General features: G+C 44.9%; 20 protein-coding genes and 1 pseudogene. 4 read left to right on the forward strand and 17 right to left on the reverse strand.

Features of this window, described 5'->3' with window-relative positions; translation table 11 throughout:
* Positions 1 to 43: 43 nt before the first annotated feature.
* The 7 genes from abc-f to ABHN01_RS17545 form a co-directional block, all read right to left on the reverse strand.
* Complete coding sequence (abc-f, locus tag ABHN01_RS17515; protein ID WP_429876586.1) at positions 44 to 1,693, reverse strand: ribosomal protection-like ABC-F family protein; 1,650 nt, start codon at positions 1,691 to 1,693, stop codon at positions 44 to 46.
* Between the two features lie 252 nt (positions 1,694 to 1,945).
* Positions 1,946 to 2,416, reverse strand: coding sequence for an Hsp20/alpha crystallin family protein (locus ABHN01_RS17520; RefSeq protein WP_053355704.1), 471 nt, complete (start codon positions 2,414 to 2,416; stop codon positions 1,946 to 1,948).
* A gap of 38 nt (positions 2,417 to 2,454) precedes the next feature.
* Positions 2,455 to 2,649, reverse strand: a complete 195-nt coding sequence (locus ABHN01_RS17525; RefSeq protein WP_062238614.1) for a spore germination protein GerPB — start codon at positions 2,647 to 2,649, stop codon at positions 2,455 to 2,457.
* 13 nt (positions 2,650 to 2,662) lie between these two features.
* On the reverse strand, positions 2,663 to 3,109 hold the full coding sequence (locus tag ABHN01_RS17530; protein WP_429876587.1) for a spore germination protein GerPE: 447 nt from the start codon (positions 3,107 to 3,109) through the stop codon (positions 2,663 to 2,665).
* Between the two features lies 1 nt (position 3,110).
* The gene (locus ABHN01_RS17535; RefSeq protein ID WP_290401298.1) at positions 3,111 to 3,287 is read right to left on the reverse strand and encodes a spore gernimation protein GerPD; all 177 of its coding nucleotides are present in this window, start codon (positions 3,285 to 3,287) and stop codon (positions 3,111 to 3,113) included.
* Positions 3,262 to 3,900: a spore germination protein GerPC gene (gene gerPC, locus ABHN01_RS17540; RefSeq protein WP_290401297.1), complete on the reverse strand. Its 639-nt coding sequence runs from the start codon at positions 3,898 to 3,900 to the stop codon at positions 3,262 to 3,264. The genes ABHN01_RS17535 and gerPC overlap by 26 nt, the downstream gene beginning before the upstream one ends.
* A 65-nt stretch (positions 3,901 to 3,965) precedes the next feature.
* Positions 3,966 to 4,187 carry a spore germination protein gene (locus ABHN01_RS17545; protein ID WP_429876588.1) on the reverse strand — a complete coding sequence of 74 codons (222 nt, stop codon included), beginning with the start codon at positions 4,185 to 4,187 and terminating at the stop codon, positions 3,966 to 3,968.
* A gap of 156 nt (positions 4,188 to 4,343) precedes the next feature.
* Between ABHN01_RS17545 and ABHN01_RS17550 the strand changes: the two genes are divergently transcribed.
* From ABHN01_RS17550 to ABHN01_RS17565, 4 genes are all read left to right on the forward strand, one after another.
* A complete protein-coding gene (locus ABHN01_RS17550; RefSeq protein ID WP_290401295.1) occupies positions 4,344 to 4,568 on the forward strand; it encodes a spore germination protein in 225 nt (74 codons plus the stop codon).
* 25 nt (positions 4,569 to 4,593) lie between these two features.
* Entirely contained in the window at positions 4,594 to 5,055 is a 462-nt protein-coding gene (locus ABHN01_RS17555; RefSeq protein ID WP_429876589.1) for an Hsp20/alpha crystallin family protein, read from the forward strand.
* Between the two features lie 303 nt (positions 5,056 to 5,358).
* Complete coding sequence (locus ABHN01_RS17560; RefSeq protein WP_290401293.1) at positions 5,359 to 5,625, forward strand: spore coat protein; 267 nt, start codon at positions 5,359 to 5,361, stop codon at positions 5,623 to 5,625.
* Between the two features lie 66 nt (positions 5,626 to 5,691).
* A complete protein-coding gene (locus tag ABHN01_RS17565; protein ID WP_290401292.1) occupies positions 5,692 to 6,333 on the forward strand; it encodes a peroxiredoxin in 642 nt (213 codons plus the stop codon).
* A gap of 52 nt (positions 6,334 to 6,385) precedes the next feature.
* On the opposite strand, the pseudogene ABHN01_RS17570 reads toward ABHN01_RS17565, so the two are convergent.
* The 10 genes and pseudogenes from ABHN01_RS17570 to nhaC all read right to left on the reverse strand — a co-directional run bounded on the left by ABHN01_RS17570 (position 6,386) and on the right by nhaC (position 15,536).
* Positions 6,386 to 7,530: pseudogene (locus ABHN01_RS17570) on the reverse strand (alpha-amylase family glycosyl hydrolase).
* Positions 7,531 to 7,541: 11 nt separating this feature from the next.
* A complete protein-coding gene (locus ABHN01_RS17575; RefSeq protein WP_429876590.1) occupies positions 7,542 to 8,360 on the reverse strand; it encodes a carbohydrate ABC transporter permease in 819 nt (272 codons plus the stop codon).
* Positions 8,360 to 9,223, reverse strand: a complete 864-nt coding sequence (locus tag ABHN01_RS17580; RefSeq protein ID WP_429876591.1) for a carbohydrate ABC transporter permease — start codon at positions 9,221 to 9,223, stop codon at positions 8,360 to 8,362. Before ABHN01_RS17580 ends, ABHN01_RS17575 begins: the two co-directional genes overlap by 1 nt.
* Before the next feature lie 27 nt (positions 9,224 to 9,250).
* On the reverse strand, positions 9,251 to 10,480 hold the full coding sequence (locus tag ABHN01_RS17585; RefSeq protein ID WP_429876592.1) for an ABC transporter substrate-binding protein: 1,230 nt from the start codon (positions 10,478 to 10,480) through the stop codon (positions 9,251 to 9,253).
* 68 nt (positions 10,481 to 10,548) lie between these two features.
* Positions 10,549 to 11,565, reverse strand: coding sequence for a LacI family DNA-binding transcriptional regulator (locus ABHN01_RS17590; protein ID WP_429876642.1), 1,017 nt, complete (start codon positions 11,563 to 11,565; stop codon positions 10,549 to 10,551).
* Between the two features lie 118 nt (positions 11,566 to 11,683).
* On the reverse strand, positions 11,684 to 11,956 hold the full coding sequence (locus tag ABHN01_RS17595; protein ID WP_290401287.1) for a hypothetical protein: 273 nt from the start codon (positions 11,954 to 11,956) through the stop codon (positions 11,684 to 11,686).
* A complete protein-coding gene (locus ABHN01_RS17600) occupies positions 11,956 to 12,189 on the reverse strand; it encodes a hypothetical protein (protein ID WP_429876593.1) in 234 nt (77 codons plus the stop codon). Before ABHN01_RS17600 ends, ABHN01_RS17595 begins: the two co-directional genes overlap by 1 nt.
* A 123-nt stretch (positions 12,190 to 12,312) precedes the next feature.
* Entirely contained in the window at positions 12,313 to 12,963 is a 651-nt protein-coding gene (locus tag ABHN01_RS17605) for a phosphatase PAP2 family protein (protein ID WP_429876594.1), read from the reverse strand.
* Positions 12,960 to 14,012, reverse strand: a complete 1,053-nt coding sequence (locus ABHN01_RS17610) for a phosphotransferase (protein WP_429876595.1) — start codon at positions 14,010 to 14,012, stop codon at positions 12,960 to 12,962. Before ABHN01_RS17610 ends, ABHN01_RS17605 begins: the two co-directional genes overlap by 4 nt.
* Positions 14,013 to 14,138: 126 nt before the next feature.
* Positions 14,139 to 15,536, reverse strand: a complete 1,398-nt coding sequence (gene nhaC, locus ABHN01_RS17615) for a Na+/H+ antiporter NhaC (protein ID WP_429876596.1) — start codon at positions 15,534 to 15,536, stop codon at positions 14,139 to 14,141.
* Between the last annotated feature and the right edge of the window lie 95 nt (positions 15,537 to 15,631).

Genomic DNA, 15,631 nt, shown 5'->3' on the forward strand with positions numbered 1-15,631 from the left:
AATTTGGGGTGCAGTTCAATTTAATACCCTGCTTTTTTCCGTATTAAGTCATCTTTCTCAATTCATTCACAGTTTTGATGAGCTCGTTATACCGTTCTTCAAGCACCTCTTTTTGGTCGCCTTTCCGCGGTATGGACAAGCGCCCGACAAAATCAGCAAGCTCCAGTTCTAGAGCCAATAGTTCACCTTGGTTGATCGATGGAGCTTTATCCGGCTTTAGAACCCGCTGCTGAAAAGCATCATAATTCCCTTCCGAAAATAACGCACTCTGATGATCCTGAAAGACAAGGACATGATCTGCCAATGCATTCATAAGGTGGCGGTCATGTGTCGAGAACAAGATGGTGCCCGGATAAGCCTTTAAAACCGTTTCCAGCGCCTCTCTGGTAAAAACGTCCAGATAGTTCGTCGGCTCATCGAGCAGCAGAAGATTATAATCTCCAAGAAAAACCTTCGTCAATGCTGTTTTTACCCGTTCCCCCCCGCTCAGCACACTTACCTTTTTGTGAACATCTTCTCTTTTAAATAACAGCCGTGCGAGTAAAGTCCGAATGAATTCCTCGGAATACGGGCTATTTTCAAAAACGTTCTCCAGAATAGAAAGATCTTCATTCAGGATGTTGAGCTGCTGATTAAAATATCCAATCTTCAAGGCCTTTGACAAAGATACTGACGGGTGTGCAGATTGGATCATCCCGATCAGGGTGGACTTTCCGCAGCCGTTCGGACCAATAAGGGCTGTTCTGCTCCCGGTCTTTACAATAAATGAAATGCCAGCAAACAATAACTGGTCTCCAAAAGATCTTGAAGCGTCTTTTACCTGGATCGCCTGTTTAGCATGCACTGGCGTAAATTGCTGGATATCAAACTGAACGGCTTCCGTTTCTCTCGGCTTTTCCTTTTTCTCCAGCTGTTCTACCCGTTTTTCCATCGCTTTGACGTTCTTCATCATCGCCGCTTGCTTGCTTTTAACCCTTCCCCTGCCGAGATTGGCTTCTTTATAGCTCATCCGGCTCGGCTTTTTCTTCATGCTCTTTACTTTTTGTGTCTTTTCCCGTGCAGCTTCAAGCAGTCTTTGCTTTTCTTTCGTATACTCCTCATACTCAAAACATTGTCGGGTTCGCTCATGTTCTTTTTGTTTACGGTATGCTGAGTAGTTTCCTGAATAGAAGGTTGGAACTGTATTTTCGATCTCCAGGATCTTCGTGCAGATTTCATCAAGAAACGCCCGGTCATGCGAAATCAGCACAACGCCCCCAGGAAAGCTCTTCAATTCATTCTCCAGCTGCTGAATTCCCTGCAGATCCAGATGGCTTGTCGGTTCATCCAGAAATAAAAGGTCAGGGTTCTGCTGCAGGGCAGAGGCAATTTTCAACCGTGTTTTCTCGCCTCCACTCATGGTCAGCCATTCCTTGTCCTGAATTCCCCAGATTCTTTGCAAAGCTTCCGAAGGGTTCTCTTCCAGCTCATCTCCAAATTGCAAAACTGAAGAAATTCTTCCAAAGACATGAACACTGCCTGTATCTGCAGCTTCTTCCTTTGCTAAAATGTTCATCAGTGTGGACTTTCCGGCTCCGTTTAATCCAACGATGCCAATCCGGTCTCCTCTGTTGATTTTCAGAGGTTCTGAGAGTTTTATAATCAAGCGGTCACTGTATGACTTCTCAATATTTGCGGCTTCTAATAAAAGCATAAAAAAACCTCCCTGTTTTGATCAGAGAGGAAAAATTCGCACAAAAATAACGATACCTGTCCCGTAAAACCGGGTATCACGTAAAAAAACAGGCATGAAAAATGGGCAAACTAATCCTATCCGAAGTTTAGATTCAAAAATGAATATAAAGTTCAATTAAAATAGGAGTTAGTTACGCATTGGACGATACACCTGTTCCTTTCTAGTTTTATAACCAACAGTTTAGTTGAATTTCCCAAAAATGTCAATCGGTCAATCATCAAATCTTCGGATGTCTACTTTTTTTGGTTTTTGACGATCAGCGGGCAGCCGATAAAGCTTAATGTACAAGAATCCTTTCTTATACGTCGCATGAATGGCATCACTGCGGACACGATACGGCAGTTCCACTTCTCTGCTAAAGGCTCCTGAACCGAACTCTTCCTTGGCTATTCTGTATTTTCCTCCGATCAAGTTGGTTTTCCCTTTGATATGAACGCTCCTGTCATCCACATACACATCCACATCTTCCGCTTTCTCAAGGCCGGGAATGGCAGCAATGCATAAGAGCTCATTCTCAGATTCATAAATATTAACAGCCGGAAATCCCCGCTCTTCTTGCGGCTGGGACTGCTGTTGCTCCCTCTGTGTGTCTTCCTGCTGCTGGTAAGGAGAAAAGAAATTTTGGCCAAGGTACTGATCAGCAAACTTCTTCCACTCCATCATCTGTTTCCATGAATCCAACGGTATCCCTCCTTTCTTTGTTTATTAGCGGTAAACATTTATGAAGGTGCAGGGAGTTCGACAGCTGGGACCGCGGCAAGCGGAGGAGCTTCCCCGGTGAAGCCTCCTGTATTGTACAAGTTAGAAACGGGCCGGATCATGCCCGCACTGCCGATCTGCATGACGGATGAATTCTGAATCCCCTGTACCTTTAACTGATAGATGGTAATGGTCTGGTTAACAAACAGATTCAAGGTCATCCCTCCCTTATTTGTCTTGGTCTAGCATGCTTCTGCCTACTGGTGGAACCGAAACAATATCAAGGTTTTTCGGATCAGGATTCGTTCGATAATTCCTTATGTGCTTAACCCTCGATTCGAGGTCGATGTGGTGAATACCGCCAATATGGAGAATGCCAGCTGCTGATATACCCAAAATATCAACAGTCCCTACACGTATATAGGCAGGATCATTAAAAGACTGCATCGTGACTTCTTTTGGCGGCGCAGGCCTGGGGCGCGGTATAGTAAACGCCTGGTAGTTCGGAAAATTAATGAGTCCGCTTAACGCCGAATCAAAAGTCGGCTCATACTTCTGGATGGCCAGTGCCTGTGAAAAGGCAGCAAGCCGGCCTGTATCTCCAACATTTACAACCGATGAAAACAAAATGGAACGAACGTGGATATGATTGACCTCCGATGTTCTCGGTATCATATTATAGTGCTAGAGGAACGAGTGAGGTTCCGACCACCAGGGCTTCCGGTGGTGTATCAAATATGGAAGCCAGACTAATATGCCCGGCATCGCCAACCAAAACGAGCGAAGAGATGCTCACCCCTACAATTTTAAGAGAGCCCACAGACAGTTCATGATTGATCACCTGGAATCTCATGGATCTCACCCCCGATGTTATTGTTCTTTAAGCTTGAGATGAAATGCTCAATTCCTTTGTACACATCACCTTTCACTTTATTCTCAACGAGCAATATGCCCTCTTGGTTATGGGGAGGATATTTTTGAAGGTAATGCTCCAGCCTGCCCGGAAGCTGTGTCCGGATATCATTCAAAATCAGTTCACGATAGGATTCATCGAGTTTATGTTCTTGTTCCTCTTCTATTTTTGTAATGTCTTCCGGCGCCTCAATGTTCATGTATTCCTCCAGGTTTGCCATGATTTCTGTATATTCCCTGCTTGAACTCATAGCGCTCTGTGGCGGCTTGCTTCCGCCAACAGCGATCGATTCACCGCCGACAGTAAAGTCCTCTACCATGTTTTTGCCGTCGCTTTCTGAACTCAGTCCAATATTCAGCGTCCCATCAAGCCTCTCGATCTTCAACTGATCAAAGGAGTATTGGATTTGTGTGGTCGGCTGGTCTTTTACTTTCTTCATATCCTTGGTCAGTTCTTCAATCTGCTTCTCCAGTTCACATACCTTGTCTTGCAGGCACTGAAGCTGCCCCTGCATCTGCTGGATATAATAGTATTGATTATAGCTATCCGACATAACATCATCTCCTTACTAAGTTTTATGCCGGATCGGCAGTAAATTTGCTTTTTAAATGAGGGCTTCTAATTATTTCCCATATTCACATTATCGGACCCATCCATATCATACGTATTTGTAAGGTTGTAGCCTGTGTTCGTCCTTATATTATCGCCCGTGTTAAACGAGCCTGCGCCTGCAAAGGTCTTCGCATTGCTGATAGGATTGATGGCCTGAACATCCCCGATATGGACTATCGAGCTGCTCGAAACTGAGGCAATATTAATACTCCCTACGATTCCAGGCACTTCAAACCACCCCCCTGCCAACAGTCTCCTCATATCATATGTCACGATTCACTAGGTGTTCACCCTCATACCTTCTCACCTTTTGAGGCATCTGCACATACACTAATAAGAGCATCAAGCAATCTAAACGGTACTTTTAAAGGGAGGTTCGTTCTCTTGCCATCACTGATCGTGGGGCCTGTAACTATTTCCTCTGTGCAAGCCGATGGAATCGTAAACTTTGGTGACACCCTTGTGATTAATCCTAAAAGCACAAGCAAAGGTTATAGCGGCTCTGGAGGCGGAAATACAGGCAATTTCCTGCAAACCGTTACATTTATCAGTTCGACCAACACATTAGATACGGATGCTGCTGATTCGAACGTAGCCGGCAACGCATAGTTTATATACTAAGGAGGGATTAATCATGCCGGAAAATGGCGGACCTATCATGCCATTCTTTAATGAAAAGTCTATAGGATCTTGGGTAAAATCATTAGAACAATTCATCGATAAGAGCTTTGAGCATTATCAGACCATGGTTGACCATCTATCGTTCCCATTGGACGTACAGGAAACCAAAAATGAATTTATCGCACACGCCAACCTCGAAAACTATGATCAGAGCCAAATTCAGATCGAGGTGCTGGATCGAGCGCTTAAGATTATCGCCTACGCGTCTGAATCCAATCGCTTTACTGATGATAAAACCAACATTTCTCAATTCAAACAGGCCAATAAACGGGTTGAACGGCTGGTCCCGCTCCCTTTTGCCATAAAACAAGAAGACGTTCGGGCCACGTTTGGGAACGGCCTCTTAAAAATCCGGGTAAAGAAAAGCAGGCCCTCAGCAAACTATATTGATATTAAGCCAGAAGCAGAAGAATAATTGGGCCGCCGGCTGAAAAGCAAAGGGATCGTCGAGCTAACGCTTTTGCCCCTGTCTTTTCAGCCATTTTTGCTTTCTCGGGAAGCAAATCCGAGAGAGATCTTTTCGCACAGTAGCGAAGATCATTGAGCCAAACACATCTTGAATTGAGCGAAACTCGATATATTCGTGCCTTATGCCCAGCGTACTCATGAAAACATAAATTAATTCACGTCTTACTAGGTTGAATATCTTGTACACTATTAACCGCCCTGCATATGCTGTAACTACAGAAATAAAATCTAAATAGATTGGAACGATTTCATGCGCCAGATGAATCCTTACGGGTACGGCCAGTATCCACAGTACGGCATGCAGCCTGGAATGGGCTATGGACAGCAGGGCTTCCCTGGTTATCCGGGCCAAGCTTACGGCCAGGGCGGATATCCGGGAGCAGGTTACCCTGGGACAGCCCCTGGCTATGGACAGGGTGTTTACGGGGGCTACCCTATTCAAAATCCAGCATACCCTCAGCAATACACAAAACCGCCTCAACAAGGCGGAGGAGGATGCGGCTGCGGAGGCAGATAAAAAACACTTCTCTTCCTCCTTTTCATACGATAGATAGACACCACCTAACGGAAAGGAGGGACTGGGATGAGTATGCCGTATGATGGAAATCAGCCATATCCAACACCGTCCGTAGAACAGTTCAACACGTGTGGTCCTCAACCCTATTGTGCGGGTCTTGGCGATATTGCTCCCCCATTTACTGCACCATCCATTCAAAACGGAGAGATCAAGGATGTTCGCCTCGAGGATTATCGCGGCAAATGGGTTATTTTGTTCTTTTACGGCAGTGATTTCACCTTTGTCTGACCGACAGAACTAGCGGCGGTCGCCGCTTTATACGGTGAGCTCAGGAAGCTGAACACCGAAGTGCTCGGCATCAGCACAGACAGCGTTTTTTCCCATAAAGTATTTAAAGAAGTCTCACCTCTGGCTGGTAAAGTGCAATACCCGCTGGTGAGCGACCGTAACCACCTCATCAGCCGCGCCTATAGAGTATTGGACGTCCACAGCGGTGCTGCGGTCAGGGCAACGATCATCATCGGCCCAGACGGGTATATTTCCAGCAAACTCATCTATCCTTCCGAAGTCGGACGGAATGCCTACGAAATTCTGAGGCTTATTCAAGCCCTCCAATACGGAGAACAATCTCAAACCGGCATCCCGGCAAACTGGGTTCCCGGCATGCCCGGCCTTACCATGAACACTGAAGACATTGGGAGGTTTTAACAGAAAGACCTTCAGCAGGCTTAGCCTGCTGAAGGTCTTATGCTTCCCAAGATTATTTCAAACGGTCTACACGGGCTTCATATGGTTTTAGCGCAATGGATTGAATGGTCTCCTGCGCATCCACATCATAGTTGCTGATCACTAATTCATGAGCTGAAAAATCCACATGCTCCGGCATCTCAAACACCGGGCAATCTCCAGAGAAGTTCAGGATGACAACAAGCTTCTCTTCTTCAAGTGTCCTTGTATACGCATAGATTTGAGGATGGTCTTCTAAGATGAGATCATAGCTTCCGTACACGATAATCTCGTTTTCTTTACGCAGCTGGATCAGCTTTTTATAATAGTGGAATATTGAATCAGGATTCTCCACTGCCCGTTTTGCGTTGATCTCTTTATAGTTCGGATTCACCTTCAGCCAAGGAGTTCCTTCAGTGAAACCCGCGTTCTTACTGTCATCCCATTGTATGGGGGTCCGGGCGTTGTCCCGTCCTTTCACATAGATGGATTTCATGACCTGTGCTGCATCCGCACCGCCTTCTGTTACTTTTTCATGGTACATATTCAGCGTCTCAATATCCTGATACTCATCAATCGTATCGAATCGAACGTTGTTCATACCGATCTCTTCCCATTGATACACGTATGGCGTTCCCTGCATCATGTGAAGGAAAGTCGCAAGCATTTTTGCTGATTCTTCACGGTATTCTTTGTCGTTGCCAAAACGGGACACCATACGCGGCTGGTCATGGTTATTCAGGTATAAACTGTTCCAGCCTTTGCCTTGAAGTCCCTTTTGCCATTTTGTAAACGTAGCTTTCAAGTCTCTCAGTTCAAGAGGTTTCAGATCCCACTTTCCGCCAGGGCCAGAATCCAAGTCTAGATGAATGGTTAACAACAAGATCCATAATGAGCTTCAGGCCGTGTTTGTGCATTTCATCAAGCAGCCGATCCCAGTCCGCCATCGTACCGAATTCATCCATGATGTCTTTGTAATCACTGATGTCGTAGCCGTTATCATCGTTCGGGCTTTTATAGACCGGCGACAGCCAGATGACGTTCACGCCAGTCGAGTTTTTCAATGATTCCATTGATATCACCAATTCCATCGCCGTTGGAATCGTTAAAGCTCCTTGGATAAATCTGATATACTGTACTTTCTTTCCACCAAGTCCTTTTCATGAGAATCCACTCCATCTATCTATCTTTTACTTTACAGCTCCGCGGGTGACACCGCTGATGATCCATTTTTGTGCAAAAAGGTAAACGATGATCATAGGAGACAGCGCCATTAAATAGGAGGCAAACGCCAGGTTATAGTTCGTTGTAAACTGAGATTGGAATACATATTGCACTAGCGGCAGCGTCATCGCATCCCTGTTGTTCAAAATGACAAGCGGCAGCAGAAAATCATTCCATGCCCAGAGACAAGTCAGGATGCCGACGGTCGCATTGATCGGGGCAAGGAGCGGAAAGATGACTTTCCAAAACACCTTCCATGTGCCTGCACCATCCACATAAGCGGCTTCTTCAAGGGAATAGGGGATCGACCGGATATAGCCGACATATATAAAGATGTTAAAGGCAAGGCCGTACACGATGTATAAAAAGATCAGTCCCGCCATGTTGTTCAAGCCTAGTAAACTCATTTCTTTTACTACAGGCAGCATAATGATAGGAAAAGGCACAAACATCGCACTGACAAAATAGTAATACAGCGTTTTAAAAAACTTGCGGTGCATATTCCTCGCGATGGCATAGGCCACCATGGAGTTGGTCAAAAGCGTAAACGCTACTGTAAATACCGTAACAAGCGCACTGTTGCGAAACGCGTGGAAGAAATTGGTCAGCCTGGCCGCTTCCTTAAAGTTTTGCCAATGAAAACGATCAGGAAGCGCGAGCAGAGACTGTCCCATTTCCTCTGGTGTTTTAAAGGCGGTCACAACCGTCAGGTACAGCGGAAACAAAATAAACAGTGAGCAGATGATCAACAAAATCGTCAGCGGCCAATTTACTTTACGGCTCATTACATGTTCACCTCTCTTTTCTGAAGAACCTTAATTTGAAAAAAAGAAACGACCACAATGATTGCAAAATAAATGACAGAGTTCGCCGATTGATAAGCAAACTCTCCTCCCTGGAACCCTCCTTTATAGATCAGGATCGAAATCGCTTCCGTCGCCTGGCCGGGTCCACCGCCGGTAAGCGCGATAATATGGTCGAACACCATTAAAAAGTTTTTCATTGCAAGCACCATGTTGATCGTAAAAAAGGATGCGATGAGCGGGAATGTGATATGGCGGAAGGAATGCCATTTTCCAGCCCCATCAAGGCTTGCTGCTTCGTATAGATCTGCCGGAATCGTCTGAAGGCCAGCAAGGTATAAAATCGTGTTGAATGCGACAGCCTGCCAGACTGCAACGATGACGATGCCGATCCATGCAAGATCCGGATTTCCGAGTATGTTCTCAGTTAACGAGTTAACCCCCGCCTTTTCCGCGATTTGTGGCACAAAGAAAGCAAAGATATAGTTAAAAATATAGCCGACAATCAAGATGCTCAAGATATTGGGAATGAAGAATATCCCTCTCAATGTATTCCTGAACTTAATCTTGGCGTTTAAACCCATCGCGATCATCAAGCTGATGACGTTGACTAGAATGGTAGCAATAATCGCAAATTTAAACGTAAACCCATAAGAAGCAAATACACGGTCATCCTGAAACAGGTTTACGTAGTTTTTTAACCCGACAAACTCATAATCTCCATAGCCCTTATAGTTCGTAAAGCTGTAGATGATCCCTTGGATGACCGGGATCGTATGGAAGATAAAAAACAAACAGACTGCTGGCAGAGCCATCCAGTAAAACACTTTGCTACTTTTCCTCATCAATTTCTCCTCCTTCTTACACCCTTTCTATTGCCGGGCCTTTACTTTATCCCACTCACGATCGAGTTTTTTCAGGAATGGCTTTTCCTTCTTTTTGATCAGAAAGCCCTGCAAAAGGTTGGCAATTGGAATACCCGCCGGGAAGAAATGTTCGGGAAAACCCGTAATCTGCTGCTTTTTGAAATACGGGTTCAAGTTCGCAAGAGCAGAGTCATCCTGGTACACCCCTTTAACCGCAGAAAAGCTGTTCTGCTCTTTCATGTACATTCTGGTGTTTTCCGCTTTAAGAAGAAAATGAATGAACATGAGTGATTCTTTTTTATGAGGATTGTCCTTGGACATGGTTAATACGGTATCGACTCCGGAAACCAATTTGTTTTTTTCGGGATCGTTGACTGCAGGAAGCGGGAACGATCCAATGTCAATGTTCTTGTTGATGGCTTTAATCGATGAAATGGCCCAGTTCCCCTGCAGGTACATGAATGATTCCCCATTGGCGAAGGCCTTGTTCCCTGAGTTGTAGTCCCTGCCAAAATTATCTTTGTGCCCATATTCCAGGAGAGTCAGCATCTTTTCTGAAGCTTCTCCGTACCGTTTTTGAAACGTTGCCTGATCCGTTTCTCTTTCCTCAAAAAAGTTCTCTCCCTGTGTGTTGGCTACCAGGGAGTTGAAAGGCACCATGCCTGTCCACGCATCTTTTAGAGTAAGATAAAAAGGAATTTTCCCAGCCTTTTTAATCTTTTGCGCCGTGCTGATCAGCTCGTCCCAGGTCTCTGGAACCTGAAGACCCATTTCTTTGAACCTCGCTTTGTTATACAGCACCATGTTGGCGTTTGTTGCGAACGGAATTCCATTTACTTCTTTTTTCCTGCCGGCCAGCTGATTCAGCGCCTGTACGTAGTTTGGAATGACCTTGTCCACTGCAGGATCTTTTGTAAAATCATAAAAGACATCTGCTTCAGCGATATCTCCATAGGTTGCATTTCCACCGATTCCGAGAATGTCCGGTACATCTTCTTTTACCAGCCTTGTTCTCAGCACGGTTTCAGAATCCGGGACATTATTCTGCTCAATATCAATGTTGGGGTGCTCTTTTTCGAACTTAGCAATCAACTTATCAAAGGTTCCCACAGATTCAGGTTTGTTTTGAAAAAATTCAAGATGAATTTTTCCGTCGTCAGATTCTTTGCTGGAGCATCCGGAAAGGAGTGAGACTGAAAGAGAAATAACACACACCAACACCATTAATTTCTTCATTGATTCCACCTCATCTTATTTGAGTAAACGTTTACGTAAAACGGTTAAAATAAAGAGTAAACCCCCGTTTACTCTCCTGTTGATTGATCGATAGATTTAACACTTTCTCTTTCTGCAATTTTATGTGGCATAAACATGCTTTTCGGTTGGCCATCTTCCCTTTCAAGGAGCATGCGAACAGAGTTTTTCCCCATTTCATAGAGCGGCTGGCCTACTGTTGTCAGAGGCGGGATGGCCATCTCGGCCACTTTTGTATTGTCATAACCGACCAATGATATCTCGTCGGGAACCCGTATTGACATACGGTAAAGGTAAGATAAAGCACCAGCAGCCATCTCATCACTGGAACAGAAAATAGCTGTTACATCCTTGTTGTGATATAAGAGCTCTTCTGCCGCCTCAATTCCGCTCTCAAAACCAAAATCGCCGTAGACCACTTTTTTCGTTTCAAATGCAATACCTTGCTTGTTGAGTGCTTTTTTATAGCCCTCAATCCTCGGTATGGTAGCGATCGTATCGCCTTTTGTCCCAGCGATCATGCCGATGGACCGGTGCCCCCTCTCGAGAAGATACGTAACGCCATCAAAGACCGCCTTCTCATCATCCACTTTGATAAATGGAATGTCATATGCAGACTTGGTGGAGACGAGGACGATCGGGAGTTTCATAGCTGTAATAGCGTTATAGTATTCTTCTTTAAAGAACTCACTGATAAAGATGATTCCATCCACTTGTTTTTCGCGGAGCGCCTGTAAATATTTCATCGTTCGGATACCGTCTTTAGCCGTATTGCAGACCATCACGCTGTAATCCAGATCATGAGCCATGTCTTCAATGCCGCTGAGCACGACAGAAGCGAAGGTGTCAGAAACAGCCGGCAGAAGCACGCCAAGCGTCTTCGTCTTTTTATTAATCAGCCCCCGTGCGATAGCATTCGGCTGATATCCCATTTCCGTAATGACCTGAAGCACCTTCTCCTTCGTTTTTTCTGAATATCCCGGAAGGTTGTTCAGGATTCTGGAAACCGTCGCAACTGACACGTTGGCCTTCTTTGCCACATCTTTAATCGTATAAGACATTTCCAGCCTTCTTTCTACGTAAACGTTTTCGTAATGTTGTTACGTTTACTTTACCATTGCATGAAAGCACTTTCAATACTGGAATTGGAATAGAGGAGTGATTATAAAAACAAAAAAACAACCTTTATGAAAGGCTGTTTTTAAGAAGCAGTTGTACCCTGCTCCATTCTTTATATAAGCAGAGGGCCTGAGATTCAATTGCTCTGATTTTCCCAGACGTTTTTAACTCCTGAAGATCATAGAGTCCTTTGGTGAATGTGGCGATCCGCTTTTCATAGGCTTTGATGATCTCTCTGATCCGGAATTCCCCGCAATCGTCCGCAGCTGTTTGGACGTCCTTTTTCAGTTGGGAGCACCAGATCAACAGAGCATAGACATAATCGTCGTACGTCAGCATCAGTTCTGCTGTTCCTGCTCTGGCTGATACTGAATGGGAGCATAGGTCTTCTCGTAGGAGGTTTTGGTCTTCCACTTTTCTTTGACCTCAATATTAGGAGGCAGCATGTATTCTGCTGTTTCTTTCTGTTCGCCAAACATGAGCTGATAATAATATTTACACATCTCAGCATGGTATTGATAGTGCTGGTAATAGTGCTCCAATTCATTCTGGTGGTGATAACCATGGCTCATTTTCTCCCGACAGCTCCTTTCCATAAGATTAAACGAACGTTTAAATCGTTGTTCCTTGGAGTTTTCCTCTGTATTGTATGTCCAAACCGATGCAGCTGGCTTATGCCAACGCCTACTGAACCATTATTCTTTTATGTGCATAAACCAGGCGCAGCAAAAACAGAGCCAGGCCGCTCCGGCTAACAGGCCGCCAAAAATATCTGCCGGATAGTGGGCGCCAAGATAAATCATACTGAACCCAACGAGCAGAACGAGTGCGATGGTTAACGAAAGGAGCTTTATGGCCGAATGAGTCCCTTTCCCCCGTAATCTTGTCCACATTAAAAAGCTCATGCTGCCGTAAAGAGCCATGGCCAGCATCGTGTGTCTGCTCGGATAGCCGAACCCATTTTCTAAAATAAGAGTTTGAGCAGAAGGCCGAGGCCGATGAAAATAGGATTTCAGCCACCCGTCCAAAATAAAGGCCCCTGCCGCCGTTGAGAAGAGAAACAAGCTTTCATGGAACTTTTTAAACAAAGCAAGATACAGGCCGATGATTGTGATCATTGGAAAGATGACCATCTTATTTCCCATCTGCTGAACAAACATAAAGACAGATGTCCATTTGGGTGTCCGTATCGATATAACAGCAGCCATCGTCCACCGGTCAAGCTCTTTTATGAATGGTGTATTAACAATGGCTGAAAACACAAGAAAAGCTCCGCAAAAAAACAGCGCGAAAAGGAGTACTTTAAAAGGATTAGATAAGCCTCTTGCAATCGTTTGCCTTCTCACCCCAACCTCCCCTTTGCCATTTCATGAAACAGCTGAAATGATGACTCCAGTATATCTGGACGGAATTGTGTAAACAGACTTTCCTTTGTCTGATCGTGAACAAGGATGCCGAGCAGCTTAAAATACGTCGATTCTGAAGGTGTTAGGCTCCCGAAATGGCGATGGCACCAGCTTTCAATCCTTCTCGGAAACGCGAGAAAGGAGAATAAAAACTTCCATTCATTAAATGAGAGAGACTGTTTGGAATGTTCCTGATAACCTTTAATAAATCGGTAGATGACCGCAGGATTCCAATTGAAGGACGGTGCATAATAGTGGATGAACGATGCGAGATCATAAGAGCGTTCTGCAAATACCAAAGACTCCACATCAATGAAATAAATCTTGTCATCCGCGTCCAGCAGAATGTTTCTTTGGTGCAGACTGCCGTGGCATAGGACTCCTTTCACTTCGCCATGCTCTTCTTCCATCCGTTGGATATAGGAATAAGCCAGCCTGCATCGCTTTTCAAGCACTTCCAGCATCCACGGCTCGAAGTTCCATTCCGGAACAGGCTTATATTCTGCCTTCCATTTTTGAATATTCTGGTAAAGGCCGTTCAATTTATGGGTTCGGCTGCCGTACTCCATCCGGGAGCTGTCCGGAGGAGGTACAGCCCCTTCAGATGCGTGATGAAAATGAGCGAGTGCAGCTCCTATCCTTTCACACAATGAAAGGTCTGCAAACAGGATATCCCCGCCCTTCGCCCACTCTTCCATATAGTACAGTTCATTCTTATATTCAAAATATACCTGTCCATTATGACATGGCAGGACGCTTGGGATACAGGCAAAGTGGTTTTGTTTCACCCATTCAATACAATGGGCGACAAACGGCAGATCCTTCAGTTCGTTCGCATTCTTAAAACCAAAGATCCCTTGATCTGTATGCACCTTTGGAATAGCGAGTACACGCTCAATGGAATGGACCGTTAATCCATAGTGAGTGTAGATCAGGGATGTCAGGTCAGCATCAGATAAAAAGACTTTTTGGCCCCGAACGTGTTTCATCACTCACGCCTCCCTCTTCCTTTAGTTCTGTCTATACACTTAATCATTTCATCATATGAACTAAATGAAGCCTGCATTCACACAAATAAAAAAAGCATCAGGAGGGGATCCTGATGCACCATTATTTTATGAAGCTTTAGTTAGTGCTTCTGCATGAGCTTTTGTCTTGGCCAATCCAATTCCTGTGTACCCGTAAAACAAGGTGAACAGCGGTGACAAATACAGTAAAAAAGCATACGGGATATAATCAAGAGCTGATACCCCTAGGGTAGCTGCGAAAAAGGCGCCGCTCACACTCCACGGAACGAGAGGATTGATCAGGGTACCCGCATCCTCCATCGTTCTGGTAAGATTTATTAACGGGACATCGTTTTTTTCAAAGTGCTTTTTAAAGGCTTGCCCCGGAAGAATAATAGAAAGATACATCTCACCTGTCAGAAGGTTTACTCCAAGCCCTGATGCAGCAGCTGCTGCAATGAGATGGCCGGTTGTCTTAAGCGAGTTCTCAAATGAACGAATCATGATATCAATCATTCCAAGCTCCTGAAGAAGCCCGCCAAGCGACAGTGCAATGATGATCAGTGATACCGACCACATCATCGGGATAAGACCGCCCTTGTTTACAATCGCATCCACCGCTTCGTTCCCTGTCTTCATATTCAATCCATTTTCCAGCGCATTGATCATATGAGAGATCGTAAAGTCCGGATTCAGGATGAGTGTCGTGAGGACAGCGGTAAATACTCCTGTAAGCAGCGTTGGAATGATCGGCAACTTTCGGAACGCCATTACCATTACGATTAACGGTGAAATAAGTGTGAACGGTGTAATGGTAAAGTGTTCACCCAACGTTTTTTTCATTTCAGCCAGCTGTACAATCGATGTTCCCGGGGGCTGATGGCCAGCAAAGAAAAAGATGACTGCGGTAATGATCAGAGCGGGGACAGTGGTCCACATCATATGGCGGATGTGTTCAAATAAATTGACACCTACCGTGCCCGAAGCAAGATTAGTGGAATCAGACAGCGGTGACATCTTGTCTCCAAAACACGCCCCACAAACGATGGCTCCTGCTGCTAAGCCAGGATCCATGTTCATCACATGAGCAATTCCCATGAGAGCTACCCCCACCGTACTGGCGGTCGTAAAACTGCTGCCAGTAAACGTTGAAACCAATATGGTAATGAATAAAGCGCTTAGAGCAAACCATTCGGGCCTAATATAGTCCATCCCATAAAATAAAAGGGTTGGAACCGCTCCGCTCATCATCCAGCTTGCGATGACAAAACTGATCATAATCAAAAGAAGCAATGGCTGAATGCCGCTTATGACTCCTGATATGAGCCCTTTCTCTATGACTTTCCAGTCCGCTCCCCAAAGCACGGCAAAAATACCAGTTAGTATGACACAAAAGAACAACGGAATATGGGGTTCTACCTTTAGAACAACAAGGCTTGTAAACATTGTTGCTACAATTAATAAGAATAACAGGATGACTCCTGGCAATTTGATTTTACTGTTCATGATGACCTCTCCCAGATGCAATGCTCTTTCTTCACTTAAATACTTAAACGCTTTTATGCGTTGAAGTACTGTTGTACAATATCCAATAGTAATAG

The sequence above is a fragment of the Fictibacillus sp. NRS-1165 genome, assembly GCF_050468105.1.
Classification (GTDB): Bacteria; Bacillota; Bacilli; order Bacillales; family Fictibacillaceae; genus Fictibacillus_C; species Fictibacillus_C terrinigri.

Coding starts and splice junctions, on each gene's coding strand:
- abc-f (WP_429876586.1), bottom strand. CDS start 1,693: ATGCTTTTATTAGAAGCCGCAAATATTGAGAAGTCATACAGTGACCGC.
- ABHN01_RS17530 (WP_429876587.1), bottom strand. CDS start 3,109: ATGATACCGAGAACATCGGAGGTCAATCATATCCACGTTCGTTCCATT.
- ABHN01_RS17535 (WP_290401298.1), bottom strand. CDS start 3,287: ATGAGATTCCAGGTGATCAATCATGAACTGTCTGTGGGCTCTCTTAAA.
- gerPC (WP_290401297.1), bottom strand. CDS start 3,900: ATGTCGGATAGCTATAATCAATACTATTATATCCAGCAGATGCAGGGG.
- ABHN01_RS17555 (WP_429876589.1), top strand. CDS start 4,594: ATGCCGGAAAATGGCGGACCTATCATGCCATTCTTTAATGAAAAGTCT.
- ABHN01_RS17560 (WP_290401293.1), top strand. CDS start 5,359: ATGCGCCAGATGAATCCTTACGGGTACGGCCAGTATCCACAGTACGGC.
- ABHN01_RS17575 (WP_429876590.1), bottom strand. CDS start 8,360: ATGAGCCGTAAAGTAAATTGGCCGCTGACGATTTTGTTGATCATCTGC.
- ABHN01_RS17580 (WP_429876591.1), bottom strand. CDS start 9,223: ATGAGGAAAAGTAGCAAAGTGTTTTACTGGATGGCTCTGCCAGCAGTC.
- ABHN01_RS17585 (WP_429876592.1), bottom strand. CDS start 10,480: ATGAAGAAATTAATGGTGTTGGTGTGTGTTATTTCTCTTTCAGTCTCA.
- ABHN01_RS17595 (WP_290401287.1), bottom strand. CDS start 11,956: ATGCTGACGTACGACGATTATGTCTATGCTCTGTTGATCTGGTGCTCC.
- ABHN01_RS17600 (WP_429876593.1), bottom strand. CDS start 12,189: ATGAGCCATGGTTATCACCACCAGAATGAATTGGAGCACTATTACCAG.
- ABHN01_RS17610 (WP_429876595.1), bottom strand. CDS start 14,012: ATGAAACACGTTCGGGGCCAAAAAGTCTTTTTATCTGATGCTGACCTG.
- nhaC (WP_429876596.1), bottom strand. CDS start 15,536: ATGAACAGTAAAATCAAATTGCCAGGAGTCATCCTGTTATTCTTATTA.